Origin of the sequence: Colwellia sp. 12G3, assembly GCF_002836775.1 — a bacterium.
In the GTDB taxonomy this organism is placed as follows: Bacteria; Pseudomonadota; Gammaproteobacteria; order Enterobacterales; family Alteromonadaceae; genus Colwellia.
In genome coordinates this window covers 1-15,930 of the sequence record NZ_PJAQ01000002.1, presented here as the reverse complement: position 1 = coordinate 15,930, position 15,930 = coordinate 1, and the positions used below count along the sequence as shown (strand labels likewise).

General features: G+C 38.8%; 14 protein-coding genes. 12 read left to right on the top strand and 2 right to left on the bottom strand.

Features of this window, described 5'->3' with window-relative positions:
- Window positions 1-257: 257 nt before the first annotated feature.
- From CXF71_RS00480 to CXF71_RS00440, 9 genes are all read left to right on the top strand, one after another.
- Window positions 258-3,050, top strand: a complete 2,793-nt coding sequence (locus CXF71_RS00480; protein WP_101231037.1) for a monovalent cation/H+ antiporter subunit A — start codon at window positions 258-260, stop codon at window positions 3,048-3,050.
- Window positions 3,050-3,397 carry a Na+/H+ antiporter subunit C gene (locus tag CXF71_RS00475; RefSeq protein ID WP_101231036.1) on the top strand — a complete coding sequence of 116 codons (348 nt, stop codon included), beginning with the start codon at window positions 3,050-3,052 and terminating at the stop codon, window positions 3,395-3,397. Before CXF71_RS00480 ends, CXF71_RS00475 begins: the two co-directional genes overlap by 1 nt.
- Window positions 3,394-4,911, top strand: a complete 1,518-nt coding sequence (locus CXF71_RS00470; protein ID WP_101231035.1) for a monovalent cation/H+ antiporter subunit D — start codon at window positions 3,394-3,396, stop codon at window positions 4,909-4,911. Before CXF71_RS00475 ends, CXF71_RS00470 begins: the two co-directional genes overlap by 4 nt.
- Window positions 4,911-5,447: a Na+/H+ antiporter subunit E gene (locus CXF71_RS00465; protein ID WP_101231034.1), complete on the top strand. Its 537-nt coding sequence runs from the start codon at window positions 4,911-4,913 to the stop codon at window positions 5,445-5,447. The genes CXF71_RS00470 and CXF71_RS00465 overlap by 1 nt, the downstream gene beginning before the upstream one ends.
- The gene (locus CXF71_RS00460; RefSeq protein ID WP_101231033.1) at window positions 5,441-5,710 is read left to right on the top strand and encodes a K+/H+ antiporter subunit F; all 270 of its coding nucleotides are present in this window, start codon (window positions 5,441-5,443) and stop codon (window positions 5,708-5,710) included. The genes CXF71_RS00465 and CXF71_RS00460 overlap by 7 nt, the downstream gene beginning before the upstream one ends.
- Before the next feature lie 10 nt (window positions 5,711-5,720).
- Entirely contained in the window at window positions 5,721-6,053 is a 333-nt protein-coding gene (locus tag CXF71_RS00455; RefSeq protein ID WP_101231032.1) for a Na+/H+ antiporter subunit G, read from the top strand.
- Between the two features lie 301 nt (window positions 6,054-6,354).
- Window positions 6,355-6,936 carry an elongation factor P hydroxylase gene (locus CXF71_RS00450; RefSeq protein WP_101231031.1) on the top strand — a complete coding sequence of 194 codons (582 nt, stop codon included), beginning with the start codon at window positions 6,355-6,357 and terminating at the stop codon, window positions 6,934-6,936.
- On the top strand, window positions 6,923-8,086 hold the full coding sequence (locus CXF71_RS00445; RefSeq protein WP_101231030.1) for an ATP-NAD kinase family protein: 1,164 nt from the start codon (window positions 6,923-6,925) through the stop codon (window positions 8,084-8,086). The genes CXF71_RS00450 and CXF71_RS00445 overlap by 14 nt, the downstream gene beginning before the upstream one ends.
- Before the next feature lie 39 nt (window positions 8,087-8,125).
- Complete coding sequence (locus CXF71_RS00440; RefSeq protein ID WP_101231029.1) at window positions 8,126-8,437, top strand: YfcL family protein; 312 nt, start codon at window positions 8,126-8,128, stop codon at window positions 8,435-8,437.
- A gap of 93 nt (window positions 8,438-8,530) precedes the next feature.
- Here the strand turns inward: CXF71_RS00440 and CXF71_RS00435 are convergent, their stop codons facing one another.
- Together CXF71_RS00435 and mnmC are read right to left on the bottom strand one after the other, a co-directional pair.
- Entirely contained in the window at window positions 8,531-9,358 is an 828-nt protein-coding gene (locus tag CXF71_RS00435) for a type IV pili methyl-accepting chemotaxis transducer N-terminal domain-containing protein (protein ID WP_198559793.1), read from the bottom strand.
- Between the two features lie 307 nt (window positions 9,359-9,665).
- Window positions 9,666-11,714: an FAD-dependent 5-carboxymethylaminomethyl-2-thiouridine(34) oxidoreductase MnmC gene (mnmC, locus tag CXF71_RS00430; RefSeq protein ID WP_101231027.1), complete on the bottom strand. Its 2,049-nt coding sequence runs from the start codon at window positions 11,712-11,714 to the stop codon at window positions 9,666-9,668.
- 258 nt (window positions 11,715-11,972) lie between these two features.
- Here mnmC and fabB point away from each other — a divergent pair, with 258 nt between their 5' ends.
- The 3 genes from fabB to CXF71_RS00415 all read left to right on the top strand — a co-directional run bounded on the left by fabB (window position 11,973) and on the right by CXF71_RS00415 (window position 15,636).
- A complete protein-coding gene (gene fabB, locus CXF71_RS00425) occupies window positions 11,973-13,184 on the top strand; it encodes a beta-ketoacyl-ACP synthase I (protein WP_101231026.1) in 1,212 nt (403 codons plus the stop codon).
- 222 nt (window positions 13,185-13,406) lie between these two features.
- On the top strand, window positions 13,407-14,603 hold the full coding sequence (locus tag CXF71_RS00420; RefSeq protein WP_101231025.1) for a 4-phosphoerythronate dehydrogenase: 1,197 nt from the start codon (window positions 13,407-13,409) through the stop codon (window positions 14,601-14,603).
- 13 nt (window positions 14,604-14,616) lie between these two features.
- The gene (locus tag CXF71_RS00415; protein WP_101231024.1) at window positions 14,617-15,636 is read left to right on the top strand and encodes an aspartate-semialdehyde dehydrogenase; all 1,020 of its coding nucleotides are present in this window, start codon (window positions 14,617-14,619) and stop codon (window positions 15,634-15,636) included.
- The last annotated feature ends 294 nt before the right edge of the window (window positions 15,637-15,930 follow it).

Below are 15,930 nucleotides of genomic sequence, written 5' to 3'. Positions count from 1 at the left end.
GTGTTATAGCGTTTATTTTGAATTTTTGACGTAAAAATCTAGATTAACCGAATTATTTTTAGATTTTGGTTCATGTTTCGGTGATATATCGTTAAAAAAGCGTTACAAATATTCACAATGATATTGTTTGCTAGTATTATCTAGTTTGACATATTATGGCTATATCCACGTCACTTAAAAAATCTGTTTGAAGTGGCTTGAGAATATATCTCTCAATATCTTTACTTCTCCTTATAAAAATAAAAAAGGTTTACGCTATGACTTTGCTTTGGATACCCTTGTTATCCTTACTAGGCAGTATTATTTCTTCAATGACAGGTAAATTATCACGCAATCAATCGACTGGTTTGACGATGTTAATGCCGATCATCGCATTATTAATGACGATTAGCTTAGCGCCAGCGGTATTCTCTGGCGACGTTATTCGTGATACCTTTTCTTGGATCCCTTTACTCGGTATAGATATCGCCTTTCGTTTAGATGGCTTAGCGCTGTTGTTTGTTTTTATGATCTTAGGCATAGGGTTATTAGTTATCTTTTATGCCCGTTATTACCTCAGTAGTAATGACTCTATGCCAAAGCTTTATGCTTATTTGATGTTATTTATGACCGCGATGCTTGGTCTTGTTATGTCAAACAATATCATCCAGCTGTGGTTCTTTTGGGAGCTAACCAGCATTAGCTCGTTTTTGTTAATTAGCTATTGGTGGCATAAACCTGAAGCACGTAAAGGCGCAATAATGGCCTTAGCCGTAACAGGTGGCGGTGGTTTAGCATTACTCGCTGGTTTGCTGTTATTGGGTAATATTGTTGGTAGTTATAATTTAGATATTATTTTAGCTAGCAAAGATATTATTCAGGCGCATGATTGGTACGAAGTCACCTTAATATTAATTCTACTTGGTGCGTTTACTAAGTCAGCACAATTTCCTTTTCATTTTTGGTTACCTCATGCAATGGCAGCGCCAACACCGGTAAGTGCTTATTTGCATTCTGCCACTATGGTAAAGGCGGGTATCTTCTTATTAGCACGTTTTTACCCCGCCTTAGCAGGTACTGATATATGGTTTATTATTGTTAGTTTAACCGGATTATCGACCTTATTGTTCGGCGCTTACGTCGCGTTATTTAAACATGATTTAAAAGGTTTATTAGCCTATTCCACAATCAGTCATTTAGGTTTGATCACTTTATTATTCGGTTTGGATACTAAGCTTGCGGCAGTAGCTGCTATTTTCCATATTATTAATCATGCAACCTTTAAAGCGTCTTTATTTATGGCGACGGGTATTATCGACCATGAAACGGGTACCCGTGATATGAGAAAGCTTAATGGTATGTGGAAATTTATGCCTTATACGGCAACGCTTGCAATGGTTGCTGCAGCGGCTATGGCAGGTGTGCCACTATTAAATGGTTTCTTGTCCAAAGAAATGTTTTTTACTGAGACGCTACATCAACAACTGCTTGGCTCAATGTCTTGGCTAATTCCTATATTGGCAACCGTTGCAGGTGCTTTAGCGGTAGCGTATTCAGCCCGCTTTATTCATGACGTTTTCTTTAATGGTGAGCCGGTTGATTTACCCAAGCAACCCAGTGAGGCGCCTCGTTATATGAGAGTGCCAATTGAAATACTTGTGGCTTTATGCCTGGCCGTGGGGATATTCCCAGGCCTTGTTATTGACGATATTTTAAGATCCGCTTCATTTGCTGTGCTTGGTGGTTATGTTCCTGAGTTTGAAGTTGCCCTTTGGCATGGTTTTAACTTACCTCTATTGATGAGTGGTATAGCGGTAGCCGGTGGTTTATTGCTGTATACACAGCGCCGTTATTTATTTCAATTTCAAGCTTCACTGCCTGCTATGGACGCGAAAAAAATATTTGATGGCTCCATTGATGCGATTACAAAGTGGTGCCAAGTTAAAGTAAATGTTATAGAGAATGGCTCATTACAACGCTATTTAATGCTGATATTTGTAGTTGTGCTACTTTTTGCTGGTTGGCCCTTATTTGAAATGAACCAATTGAGCGGACAAAAACAACTCACGCCAATTGATGTTCATAATGCTATGGGGGCGGCGTTGTTAATGGTTGGTGCAATTAGTACTGTGATTTGGTATCGCTCACGCGTGGTATCATTATTGATGCTATCAGTTGTGGGTTTAATGGTGTCAGTTGCCTTTACTCGATTCTCTGCACCCGATCTAGCCTTAACGCAATTAACCGTTGAAGTAGTCACCATCATTTTACTGATGCTGGCATTATTTTTCTTACCACAACACTCACCAAAAGAGTCGAGCTCTGTCCGTGTGGTACGCGATGTAGGAATTTCTGCTGCTTTGGGTATTGTTGTTGCCAGTATTTGCTATGCATTAATTACCCGCCCACTTGAGTCTATCTCAGACTTTTTCTTAGCTAATGCTAAAACAGGTGGTGGTGGTACTAACGTTGTTAATGTTATTTTGGTCGATTTTCGTGGCTTTGATACCTTAGGTGAAATTTGTGTACTGGGTATTGCCGCGTTAGGTATTTATAAGTTATTAGTCAACTTGCCATTGTTGATGCCTACTAGTGATAGTGACGGGCGTCCGTGGGCTAAAGAGCGCTATCCTCTCTTATTAGCCAGTATTTCTCAGTCGTTACTGCCGTTGGCATTAATGGTGTCGTTTTATATTTTCTTACGTGGACATAACTTGCCCGGCGGCGGATTTATCGCAGGTTTAGTGACTGCTGTTGCCTTTATTTTGCAGTATATAGCCCATGGTTCAAACTGGATTGCTGAGCGATTAACCATTAACTACCGCAAAATTATAGCCTCAGGTATTGCTATCGCGTTATTTACTGGGGTAGGTAGTTGGTTCTTTGACAGGCCTTTCATGACAACTTGGTTTGATTACTTTGATATTCCTTTTATTGGTGAAATTGAACTCGCCAGTGCCTTGATATTTGATGTAGGTGTTTATATTACAGTGGTTGGTGCGACATTAATGATTTTGGCAAGTCTTGGTCGATTAACCGTTAATGCGCAGAAAGAAGAGGTGAATGTTTAATGGAATTACTTTACGCATCCTGCGTTGGGCTTTTGGTGTCTTGTGGCGTATTTTTAATACTACGCGCTAGAACGTTCACCGTGGTATTAGGCTTAACTATGCTTTCTTATGCGGTTAATTTATTTTTGTTCTCTTCCGGCCGACTTAGCCTAAATCAGGCAGCAGTACTTGGTTACAGTTCAGAATATGCTGATCCACTGCCGCAAGCTTTGGTGTTAACCGCGATTGTTATCGGCTTTGCTATGACTGCTTTTGTGGTTATTTTAGCTATTAGAGGGCGATCAGATTTAGGCAGTGACCATGTAGATGGCGAGCTTCCAGACGAAAATAAAAAGGTCAAAGTATGATTCAGAATTTGACGTTTTTACCTGTTTTATTACCTATGTTGGCCGGTGTTATTTTATTAATGCCACCTTTAGGCAGTAAAATAACGAGCAGAAGAATTACTTCTGTTGCACTTAGTGCCATTACCTTTTTAGCTTCAGTGGTTTTATTACTGAAAGTGCAAGCCGACGGTATTCAAGTTTATGCTATTGGTGATTGGAGCGCGCCCTTTGGTATTGTTTTAGTCGCCGATCAATTATCAACTTTACTGGTTTGTTTAACCACGTTACTTGGTTTTGTCTGTACTTTATATGCAAGTGCGGGAGATGATGAAAAAGGTAGCTTTTTTCACCCACTGGTCCACTTTTTAATTTTAGGGGTCAACGGCGCATTTTTAACCGGTGATGCTTTTAATCTATTTGTATTTTTCGAAGTATTGTTGATTGCCTCGTATTCATTGTTAATGCACGGTGGAGACAAAAAAAATACCCGTGCAGCCTTACACTATGTGATTTTGAACCTTGTTGGATCAGCTGTTTTCTTGATTGCTTTAGGCGTTTTATACGGTGTGCTAGGTACACTGAATATGGCTGATATGGCGCAAAAAGTAACACTTCTACAAGGTGATGATGTTTACCTCGCTAAAATTGGTGGGCTATTGTTGCTGGTCGTGTTTGCTTTAAAGGGCGCCTTGTTACCGTTACATTTATGGTTACCTAATACCTATTCGTCAGCGATGCCTGTTGTCGCTGCATTGTTTGCGATTATGACAAAAGTAGGCGTGTACTCAATGATGCGTGTTTATACGCTAATTTTTGGCGATAAAGCGGGTGAATTGAGTCATATGGCGCAAAGTTGGTTGTGGTGGTTAGCTCTGGCCACTATTACTTTGGGCGTAATGGGTGTTTTAGCAAGTAAAGATTTAAGGAAATTAACGGCTAATTTGGTGATTGTATCGGTCGGGACTTTAGTTGCGCTTGTTGCGGTACAGAGCGTCGAAGCAAGCTCTGCGGCTATATATTACTTAGTTCACTCAACCTTGGTCACAGCGGCACTATTCATCTTAGCTGATTTAATTGGCCGTCAACGCGGTAATGTTGCTGACGGTATTACTGCAGGTCCTCCAGTCTCTCAGCCGAGATTACTTGGGGTTTGTTTTTTGATTGCAGGTATAGCTGTAATAGGTATGCCGCCACTGTCTGGCTTTATAGGTAAAGTGTGGCTGCTTAAAGCTACATTAAATGCTGAATATACCATGGTGTTTTGGCCACTCTATTTATTGGCAAGTCTAGCGATAATGATTGGTGTGACTAAAGCCGGTAGCACTATTTTTTGGCATCATCAAGATAAGGTCATAGAAAGTGTTGAGCAAACACGTGTTCATCCGGCGCAGTTAACTGCATTGATTATTCTTGTTTCTGGTGCGCCATTGATGACTATTTTTGCCGGACCATTAAGTGAATATGCTATTGGTGCAGCGACCCAGCTACATGATTTTAATAACACTATTAAAATTATCCTGTTAGGAGGCAACTAATGCGCATAGAAGCAAAATTTAAATGGCTACCGACGCCTTTAAGAAGCCTTTTATTATTCCTAGTATGGTTGTTGTTAAATAACAGCGTATCAGCTGGGCATATTGTTTTGGCGGTTATTTTAGCTATCGTGATCCCTTTAGCGACTAGCCCCTTTAGAACTAAGCAGCCATTAATTTTAAAGCCGGGTTTAGCGTTACGTCATTTAATGTTGGTTTTATATGACATCATTACGGCGAATGTTCAGGTGGCTATTTTGATATTAGGACCGAATAAAAAACTAACCCCAGGCTTCGTTAAGGTACCGCTTGATTTAACGCAAAGTCTGCCAATTACTATCTTGGCCAGTACGGTGTCCTTAACACCTGGAACCGTGAGTGCTGAAGTATATCCTTGGGCGGAGTCTTTAACTGAAGGTGCAGAGCCGGAACAACGATTTTTACTGATACATGTGTTAAATCTGAAAGATGAACAGGCCTTAATAAACACAATTAAGCAGCGTTATGAAGCGCCTCTTAAGGAGATATTTCAATGCTAGAAACGGTAATTTTAATTGTCTTTGCTATGATAGGTTTGTCATTATTATTAAATGTATGGCGCTTATTAATCGGGCCTTCAGTACCCGATAGGATACTCGCGCTCGATACTATGTATATCAATACCATTGCATTGATCATTTTGTATGGGATGAGTCTAGGGACCGAATTGTATTTTGAAGCAGCACTGTTAATAGCGATGTTAGGCTTTGTAAGTACTGTTGCAGTATGTAAATACTTGCTACGTGGCGATATTATAGAATAGGGTTTAGATCATGACTGAATGGATTATTTCAATACTATTATTAATTGGCGGTGCTTTTGTACTCGTTGGCTCTATCGGTTTAGTGAAAATGCCTGATTTTTATATGCGGCTTCATGGACCAACTAAAGCAACAACACTAGGAATGGCATCGTTGTTAACTGCTGCCATGGTCTTTTTTAGCACCACACAAGCAGGGCTGAGCGTTAAAGAGATACTTATCTCGCTATTTTTATTACTAACGGCACCGGTCAGCGCGTATATGATGATTAAATCGGCCATTCATCATAAGCTTGATAGTATAGAGCGCACTAAAGGCAAAGATAATATTGAAGATGATGTTTAATGCTTTCGTCCCAATTTATTGTAATGAGTCAACAATTATTTGTTGTTGCTTTTACTATGAGTTTATTTATTAGCTTGCTCGCCTTAGTATGAATTACCGCTATATTTGATTCCAAAGATAGACTAGATATTGTTATTAGCTGACTTATCTCAGGTAACTTAGGTTACTTCGTGATTAATATTGCTGCGACAACGTTATCGCTATCGATATTATTCCCAGTAAATAATTTAAAATGGCGATGTAACAATCGCTATTTTTCGTTACAATACCAGCTAATAATTTCAGCTAATTTGCTTTGTTCATGCAACATACTTATCAAGATCTTATTGCTCTATTCGAGCAAGTGTTTTTCCTGCAATATAATACACGCTTAATCAAAGGTGACGATGAGCCATTGTACTCTCCAGCGGGGGAAAAATGTCCTTACCATCAAGTCATCTTTGCCCATGGTTATTATGCCAGTGCTTTTCATGAAATTGCCCATTGGTGCCAAGCTGGTAAAGAAAGACGTCTGTTAGAAGATTTTGGTTATTGGTATATTCCAGATGGTCGTAATGAGAAACAGCAAAAGAAATTTGAGCAAGTTGAAGTGATCCCGCAAGCTATTGAGTGGGCCTTTAATGTTGCAGCACAACGAAAGTTTCATACTTCTGCAGATAATCTCAACGGTTATGATGGTGATATTATCGACTTCAAAGTAAAGGTTCATCAGCAAGTATTAGTATTTATTGAAAACGGATTCCCACCTCGCGCGCAACAGTTTATTGAAGCATTGACCAAGTTTTATCAGACCAATTCTCCTTTAATTGCGGAGCAGTTTAGTTGTAGTGATGAATACAGCATTGAAGAAAACGAAAAGGAACACGAATATGCAGCACTTTAAACTCGGTTTTATCATTAATCCTATTGCGGGTATAGGCGGCAGTGTTGCGCTCAAAGGTAGTGATGGCATGGTAATGCATGCATTAGCATTAGGTGCGAAACCACAGGCAAATACTAGGGCGAAATTGGCCCTGGAGGTATTACTACCTTACCAAGATGACATAGTTATCTATACCGCGAATGCGCTTATGGGAGAGCAATGTGCCCGTGAACTAGGTTTTACTGTCGAAGTACTTTATCAAGCAAAAAATAAGCACACCCAAAGTGATGATAGTCAGTTAGCAGCAGAAGCTTTATTAGCACATGGCGTGGATATTATTTTATTTGCTGGTGGTGATGGTACTGCTCGAGATATTGCCAATGTTGTTGCCCGTGACGATGATTATCAACCTTTACCTGTGTTAGGTATACCTGCAGGCTGTAAGATTCACTCTGGTGTTTATGCTATTACGCCAAAAGCTGCTGGTCGCATTATTGAATTGATGATCACTAAAGAGTTAGTAACCTTAACTACGGGTGATGTCATGGATATAGACGAAAGTTTATTTAGACAAGGTATCGTCAAAGCAAAGCGCTATAGCGAGATGAAAATTCCGAGTGAATTGCGCTATGTGCAAGCGGTTAAATCAGGCGGAAAAGAAAGTGATGAACTTGTACTGCAAGATATCGCAGCCAATGTTATCGAAGAAATGAACGACCATGAAGATAGACAATTTATTATTGGCTCTGGCTCTACTACCGCATTTTTAATGAGTGAGTTAGCCTTAGATAATACCTTACTTGGCGTCGATATTGTCAGCGACCAATCACTGACTGCTGCAGATGTTACCGAGGCTGACCTCTATAACGCAATAATTGACTATCAGGGTATTAGTAAGCTCGTCATTACCTTAATAGGTGGCCAAGGACACGTTTTTGGTCGTGGCAATCAACAATTAAGTCCTCGCATTATACGTAAAATCTTAGCGCAGCCCGGTGGCAGTGATAATATTATTATTTTGGCGACTAAGGCTAAATTAGAGGCATTAGCCAATAAACCATTAATTAGTGATACGGGTGACAGTGAGCTTGATCAGCAGCTATCGGGCTTTATGACCATAACGACAGGGTATAAAGACCATGTGCTTTATCCATTGGCTAGCCCTCAATAATATCGAAATTTATAACTTAACCTTTTTAAAGTGATTTACATGCCGACTAACACAAGTAATACAAAAAATTCCAACAAAAATCTGACTACTGTCGCTGATTTTTATCAATATCTAGATGGCTTATTTGAGCTAGATGATACTGACAGTGACACTCTATTTGCCAGCGGCTACATGCGAGGATTTCTTTCTTTAGTTGCGACTGAATTTGGTGATGAGAATCAGCTTGTTTCTGCTGATTTAATTAAGGCTGTTACCCAAAAATCCATGCAAGCTAAAGTGGAATTATCACCGCAAGATTACGCTATAGTAACTAACTTTTGGCTGGACATTCAAAAGAAATTTGTGCTTTAACCGTAGGGTAATTGTTTAGGTTGATTTTAATATCAATACGTTAGCGCAATAGCACTCTGCTAAGTAAACTTAGCGAGTGCACTATTTTTTCATTTAATTTGCCGGTTTTATCCAAGTAGAATATTTAGTTTGCGCTATACTCTGCACTTCATATAACGACGTTATACTATTCATTTCTTTGAGCAATGACTCGCTGACTACTTTAATTGTTTTAGGGGAGAATCGACCCTTGTTAACGCCATTAAATTTAGTTTTATAAAAACTCCATTGATTATTCACTTCTTGCAAGGCTTCATCAATTTCGTCATTGTTTTCTTTCGCTGATATCAATTCGGTTAATGCTTGGCCAAATTGTCTTGAAGTCTTGTGCATTTCTTGTTGGAATACCTTTTCTTGTACACCGGAATTACTCGCATAGTAGAGCATGGCTAAGCGTTGAGAAAGCATACGCTGTCGACCAGATATATTAATTAGGTGATCACTATGAGAGCGAGAGTCCTTTTCTAGGCTTAACACTAAAGCATGTGCAGAAGTTAATAACAAAGTACTCCGATCAACTACTTGTGCTGTTTGATCTTTATTTGCCTCACTTAAGACAAATTGACGGAAGGCATACCAATTATTTTTTAGTTTCTTTAATGCTAGTTTTGATTCATCATTAGTAATTGAATTGTTCAGTTGAAATAAATTTTCTTCAAATAATGCCGAGCTTTCATCAAGCTCTTCGGCAGCGGCTTGCGCATCAATATCCTGACTGAGTAAGATATAGTTTTTAGCCATACGCTGAGATAACATACGCTGTAAGCCAGCTTGGTTTATCGATTGAGAGATATTTAGTTGTTGGGCTATTACTACTTTTGAACTACTAATAAATAGTAATGTTGAGGCGATTAAAATACTGGTCAAAAAAGTGACTTTCATGTCAATGATTCCTTTAGGATGATGTAGGAGTACCATAGAGAAATAATGACAAATGAACGTTGATTTAGCTCAAGTTTTCATGCTTATTTTGAGTGTAATTAGATTAATAATTGGGGTTTTCAGTTAAACATTAGCTTGATTAATACCAATGGGGTTCATAGAGGCGCCCGATTGGTAAACATTCTTTTAATTGGTAATCATAGCCCATAGCCCATAGTCCATAGTCCATAGTCCATAGCTCATAGTCCATATTTCATAGTTGTCGAGGTGTTTATACTGTGAAGTATTACTCTGTCATAGAGGATATTTATTCAGGTATTTTTCGTTTGATAATATCTCGGATGATAAAACGATTCGGGCTTAAGTTAAATAACATTTGGTTATCCATGGGATAAGGGATATTACATAGCTCAGCGGTTAAAATATCAGCAGCTAAAGGCGCGGAACATAAACCTCTGGCACCAAGTCCTAGCAATATATAGAGGTTATCTATACACGGTGCTGCTTGGCTATATTTCCAATTCTTATCTTTGGCTAAATGAGGGTAAGTTTGGATATGGGCATTAATGTTGGGTACTGCGCCTACTAGAGGGAGATGGTCTTGCGACATACAGCGAAGTCTCGCTTTACTCGAGGAAATATCTTCTTCTTGCCAATTAATGGTAGACGACAACGCGGGTAAACATTTATTTAACATCGTTAAGTTATAGTGATCATCCGCTATGTCAGTTTTTAAATTAGTGTCATTTTTTTGGAAGGTTGCGCCAATACAATGAATACCTTTATTTTCAGGCGTTAAATACCCCTTATGGCAAATAACGGTAGATAGCTTATTTATTTGCTTATTACTCGTCATGCTTGTTATTTGTCCACGTGTAGCGGTAAGCGGTAGAGGTTTTAGTTGTTCAATTTCAATAGCATCAGCACCACCACAGATAACCAATACGTCCGCCTTAAATTCACCTTGGTTACTATATAAACGCCATGATTTACTGTTTTGAGTTGTGCTAGCATTTGGGATTTGTTGTATTTTTGTAATGTGAGTATCGGTTATTATCTTTAAGCGCTTAGTCGTTTGGGCTGCTGCAAAAATACTTTTTACTAACTCTTGCGGTGATATCCAGCCAGCATTTGGCATGAAAAGTCCGCCGTAAGGTAAGTCTATATTTGCATGGTCACTGGCCTGCTTAGCATTGACTCCATGTATGAGATCTTTAGGCCATGTATTAAGCTGTTCAAATGCTTGTTGTCTATTAACTAATGCTTCCTTATAGGAGACTTCTAACAAACCACACCACTCATGCCCAAATGAAAAACCCTGTTGTGAAATTTCTGTATATAGCTCTCTAGCACGCCAAAAAGCTTGCTGATAAAAAGAACTCATATCATCTTTTTGTTGATGTAATAAAGGATATAAAGCGCCAATAGCATTACTAGAACCACCCTGGGCAAGAGAATTGTCCTTACAATACAAGGTCACATCAACTCCTTGCTTAGTTAATGCATAAACTGCACAAGCCGAAGCTATTCCACCACCAATAATACTGACGTGCTGGGGCTTTATAATGGCAGGTTTTAAGCGATAGCCCTTAGTTGTGAAAGGATTACTTTGCATTACCGCATAAACAAATTCCTTTTCGTCGCCTTGCATTGATCGCTGTTCAAGTCGAAAGCCAATATCGCGCATCTGCGTTTTAAGCAAGTCATCAACGGTGAAGGTGGTTAGTGTTGTTTGTTCTTTTGAAAGCCTATTAATTTGAGATAATAAATTCTTACTACACAGTTCAGCATTATTTCCCTTCGAAAAATCATTTAAGTACCAAGCATCAACTAAACCGTGCTTTGAACAGTTCATTGAAGATAAGGCTTGATCGGCATCATCAAATAGAAGCGTTAAACGGACTTGGTCATTTAAGAATGTTGTCTGAAAATCTTTACCAAACTGTTCAGCAGGAGATTCGGGATAGCTATTCGTTAATGTTAAGGCCAATTCTTGTAGTGGCGGCAATAATGACAACGATTGAACTAACTGTGCTTTCGTCAGCGGGGTTTTTTCAACACTGATGAAATGTAATGGCGCTAACTGAGTCGATGAAGCTTGTTGCGCATTTTGGTACGCCTGTAAGGTTAATAAAAAATTTACTCCTGTTCCAAAAGCAATTTCAGCCACAGTAAATGTTTGCTTAGCCTCTTGTAATCGACGTTTTATTTGATTATTGTGTATAAATACTAAATCATTCTGCTGGTAGCTTGACTGGCTATCCAAATATAATTCATCAAAAGGTTGGCGATCTAAAGTACGCTCTTCTTGCTTGGATACTTTACTGCTATCATCTGTTTTATCTGGTTTTTTCATGAAAAATTCTTTAAGTGGAATGACAGTGCTAGTGAATAGCTTGGATAGTTTACCTTAGCTATTTTACCCGAAATATTGATTTTGATCAGAAAATAACAATAGATTAATAAAAATGTCATAGATATATATGAATGGATGTCATATTATAGTGTACAAGTGTACGCTGGTTTTCGTTGTGATAAGCAACAAGTAATACCAGTTCAATGGCTATTACCTGTATAATAGCGCAAAATTTTACAATTATAGATGGTTAGTTAAATGAAACGTGTCGTAATAACAGGCTTAGGTATAGTCTCAAGCATTGGTAACAATGCTGATGAAGTATTAGCCTCATTAAAAGCTGGTAAATCAGGTATTTCTCATTCTGAAAGTTTTGCAGAGCAAGGTCTACGTAGTCAAGTTTGGGGTAAACCTGATATTGACACTAAAGATTTTATTGATCGTAAAGCCATCCGCTTTATGGGTGATGCTGCAGGTTATGCATATATCGCTATGGATCAAGCTGTTAAAGATGCAAAATTAACTGAAGACCAAGTATCAAATGTACGTACAGGTATTGTTGCCGGCTCAGGTGGCGCATCATCAGAGAATATTGTTTCTTCAACAGATACGCTTCGTAACCGTGGTATTCGACGTGTAGGCCCTTATGCCGTACCAAAAACGATGGGTAGTACAGTATCTGCTTGTTTAGCAACACCTTTTAAAATTAAAGGTGTTAACTATTCAATTAGCTCTGCTTGTGCAACTAGTGCTCATTGTATCGGTAATGCGATGGAGCTTATCCAATTAGGCAAACAAGATATTGTTTTTGCTGGTGGTGGTGAAGAAGTTCATTGGTCACTTGCGATGATGTTTGATGGTATGGGAGCTTTATCAGCCGGTCGTAATGATACGCCTGAATTGGCTTCACGTACTTATGATGCAGACCGTGACGGTTTTGTTATTTCTGGCGGCGGCGGTATGGTTGTTGTTGAAGAATTAGAACATGCTCTGGCTCGTGGCGCACATATTTACGCTGAACTGGTTGGTTATGGCGCAACCTCTGATGGTTATGACATGGTAGCTCCAAGTGGTGAAGGCGCAGTTCGTTGTATGCAACAAGCAATGCAAGGTGTTGAAGGTAAAGTTGATTACTTAAATACGCATGGAACTTCTACACCGGTTGGCGATGTAAAAGAATTAGGCGCAATTCAAGAATTATTTGGTGAAGATTCACCAGCAATTAGTGCTACTAAAGCAATGACAGGTCACGCACTTGGTGCTGCTGGCGTTCACGAAGCTATTTATTCAATCTTAATGATGGAAAACAACTTTGTTGCACCATCAATTAACATTGATAACTTAGATGAGAAAGCACAAGGCTTAGATATTGTTACTGAAAAACGTGATGTTGAGCTAAACCTTGTTATGTCTAATAGCTTCGGTTTTGGTGGTACTAATGCCACACTGGTAATGCAAAAATATAAATAAACTTATACTCTTGACGATTTGTTCCTAACTTAGGCACATCATCTAAGTAATAAGTTTAATTAATAAATAAATAAAACCACGTTAATTAATAGTTAACGTGGTTTTTTTGTACCTACATGTTTGATAAATTTATATCATACGTACAGGCTTAATATAGCGTTTGATAGCTAAATGAGCGTATAATCGATTGCTTTAATGCCTTCAGTTAACTAGTTAGAATTAATGAAAATATATTTTGATGAAAACATGCCATTTGCCCAAGAGTTTTTTACCGAACTCTGTCACTTTAATGACGGTATTAATGATTTTCAAGGGGAGTTAGTTCCTTTTTCTGGGCGGACATTAACCGCTGAACAAGTTGCTGATGCTGATGTACTCTTAGTTCGTTCAATTACTCAAGTTAACCAACAGTTACTTCACCTTAACGATAAAATTTCTTTTGTTGGTAGTGCTACCATCGGTACTGATCATATAGACTTAAGTTACCTTGCCAAACGAAATATTAGCTTCCATTCAGCTCCTGGTTGTAACGCAATTTCAGTGGCTGAATACGTATTAAGTGCGTTAGTCGTTTTAGCTGAACGTTACTTGCTCAATTTGTCCTCATTAACTGTGGGTATTGTTGGTGGTGGTAATACCGGTACTCGGTTAAGTGAAAAATTAACTGCATTGGGTATTAAGCATAAAATATGTGATCCTTTACTCGAAAGAAAACAAGCAGAAAAGCAAAAACAAGATAGCACTAGTAAGCCAACGGATAAAAGAAACTATGTATCACTATCAGACGTATTAGCTTGTGACGTTATTTCTTTGCATGTGCCTAAAATAGTAGGCGGTGAACATCCTACCGATAAGTTAATCAATGCCGATAATCTTGCCTTGCTGCGCGACGATCAAATATTGATCAGTGCTTGTCGTGGTGATGTTATAGATAACCACGCCTTATTAGCGCTTAAAGAGGCAGGTCATGGCGTAAAGGTTGTGCTTGATGTGTGGCAAGGCGAGCCTGATGTGCTTGAAGCCTTAATTCCTTATGCAGAAATAGCTACTGCACACATTGCGGGTTATAGCTTAGAAGGAAAAGCTCGTGGTAGTGAAATGCTCTATCAGGCATTATGTCAACAGTTAGACATTAAGCCTAAATATCAGCTGAAAAACTTTTTACCGTCGGCAAGTATCCCTGTAGTTGAAATTAATCAAGATTTTAGCCAAATACTACTAAGCCAGTTAGTTAAAATGGTTTACGATGTCAGACGAGACGATGCAATATTTCGTCAACAATTATTTTCACACGGTTTTGACAGTTTACGGAAAAATTATCCCGTTCGCCGAGAGTTCTCAGCTGTTACTGTCACCCTATCATCCAAGACCCTAAGTGATGTGCCACATCGTTTAGGTTTTAGTAAAACGTTCAATTAGAAGAGAGAGGATCATGGCACAGAAATTTGATGTATGTATACTTGGCGCAACTGGATTAGTTGGCAAAACAATTATGGAAATCTTAGAAGAAAGAGATTTCCCCATTAATAAACTCTATCCATTAGCGAGTGCTCGCTCTGCTGGTGAGATCATTGAGTTTAAAGGCGAAAGTATCGAAGTACTTGATGCTGAACACTTTGATTGGAGCCAAGCACAAATTGGTTTCTTTTCAGCCGGTGGTGCTACCTCAGCCAAGTTTGCTCCTATAGCGGGTGAGGCAGGTTGTATCGTTATCGATAATACCTCTGAGTTTCGTTATGAAGCTGATATCCCTCTTGTTGTGCCTGAAGTTAACCCTGAAGCGCTAGCTGAATATCGTAATCGAAATATCATTGCTAACCCTAATTGTTCAACTATTCAAATGATGGTAGCGTTAAAACCTATTTATGATGCTGTTGGTATTAGCCGTGTAAATGTTTGTACTTACCAATCAGTTTCTGGTGGTGGTAAAGAAGCTATGGACGAATTAGCAAAGCAAACAGCTGATTTATTAAGTGGGAAGCCAGTAGAAAGTAAGAATTTTTCACGTCAAATCGCTTTCAATGTTATTCCACAAATTGATGTTTTCTTAGAAAACGGTTACACCAAAGAAGAAATGAAAATGGTGTGGGAAACTAAGAAGATTTTGGGTGATGAAAATGTTCTTGTTAACCCAACGGCTGTGCGTGTTCCTGTCTTCTATGGCCACGGTGAGTCTTTGCACATTGAAACAAACTCACCTATTTCAGCTGAAGAAGTTAAAGACTTATTAGAGAAAGCTCCTGGTGTGGTTGTTTGTCGTAATGATGAAGACTTCCCGACTCAAATTGGTGACGCTAGCGGCAAAGATGACACTTATGTTGGCCGTATTCGAGAAGATATTAGCCATAATTGTGGCATTAATATGTGGATTGTTGCTGATAATGTCCGCAAGGGTGCGGCAACGAATAGCGTGCAAATTGCTGAATTATTGGTAAAAGAGCATTTAAGCTAACTTTTATTACAATAAATAGTAAACAAAACCCCGTTGATCATAATAGCAATATTGTTATCAACGGGGTTTTTCGTTTCTCAACCTTCTATGCGCCCGAATCTTGGATGCTCTTTATTACCAAGGGCATGAAGTTATTGTTCACTTTTGCTGGCTAAAATACTGCTCTCAATCCCAATCGCCCGCTATTGCTCTATCGATTCCCTTGCGCTCATTTATTCTCCCTGTGCACACCAAGATCACAACGTTAATGTCATTGGTATTAAACTAAGACGATATGAAAGAATATAAATAACC

Excerpts from the sequence above, each read along its gene's own strand:
- CXF71_RS00415 (WP_101231024.1), top strand. The coding sequence starts at position 14,617 with ATGGCACAGAAATTTGATGTATGTATACTTGGCGCAACTGGATTAGTT.
- mnmC (WP_101231027.1), bottom strand. The coding sequence starts at position 11,714 with ATGAAAAAACCAGATAAAACAGATGATAGCAGTAAAGTATCCAAGCAA.
- CXF71_RS00420 (WP_101231025.1), top strand. The coding sequence starts at position 13,407 with ATGAAAATATATTTTGATGAAAACATGCCATTTGCCCAAGAGTTTTTT.
- CXF71_RS00450 (WP_101231031.1), top strand. The coding sequence starts at position 6,355 with ATGCAACATACTTATCAAGATCTTATTGCTCTATTCGAGCAAGTGTTT.
- CXF71_RS00470 (WP_101231035.1), top strand. The coding sequence starts at position 3,394 with ATGATTCAGAATTTGACGTTTTTACCTGTTTTATTACCTATGTTGGCC.
- CXF71_RS00465 (WP_101231034.1), top strand. The coding sequence starts at position 4,911 with ATGCGCATAGAAGCAAAATTTAAATGGCTACCGACGCCTTTAAGAAGC.
- CXF71_RS00460 (WP_101231033.1), top strand. The coding sequence starts at position 5,441 with ATGCTAGAAACGGTAATTTTAATTGTCTTTGCTATGATAGGTTTGTCA.
- CXF71_RS00480 (WP_101231037.1), top strand. The coding sequence starts at position 258 with ATGACTTTGCTTTGGATACCCTTGTTATCCTTACTAGGCAGTATTATT.
- CXF71_RS00445 (WP_101231030.1), top strand. The coding sequence starts at position 6,923 with ATGCAGCACTTTAAACTCGGTTTTATCATTAATCCTATTGCGGGTATA.
- CXF71_RS00455 (WP_101231032.1), top strand. The coding sequence starts at position 5,721 with ATGACTGAATGGATTATTTCAATACTATTATTAATTGGCGGTGCTTTT.
- CXF71_RS00435 (WP_198559793.1), bottom strand. The coding sequence starts at position 9,358 with ATGAAAGTCACTTTTTTGACCAGTATTTTAATCGCCTCAACATTACTA.
- CXF71_RS00440 (WP_101231029.1), top strand. The coding sequence starts at position 8,126 with ATGCCGACTAACACAAGTAATACAAAAAATTCCAACAAAAATCTGACT.
- fabB (WP_101231026.1), top strand. The coding sequence starts at position 11,973 with ATGAAACGTGTCGTAATAACAGGCTTAGGTATAGTCTCAAGCATTGGT.
- CXF71_RS00475 (WP_101231036.1), top strand. The coding sequence starts at position 3,050 with ATGGAATTACTTTACGCATCCTGCGTTGGGCTTTTGGTGTCTTGTGGC.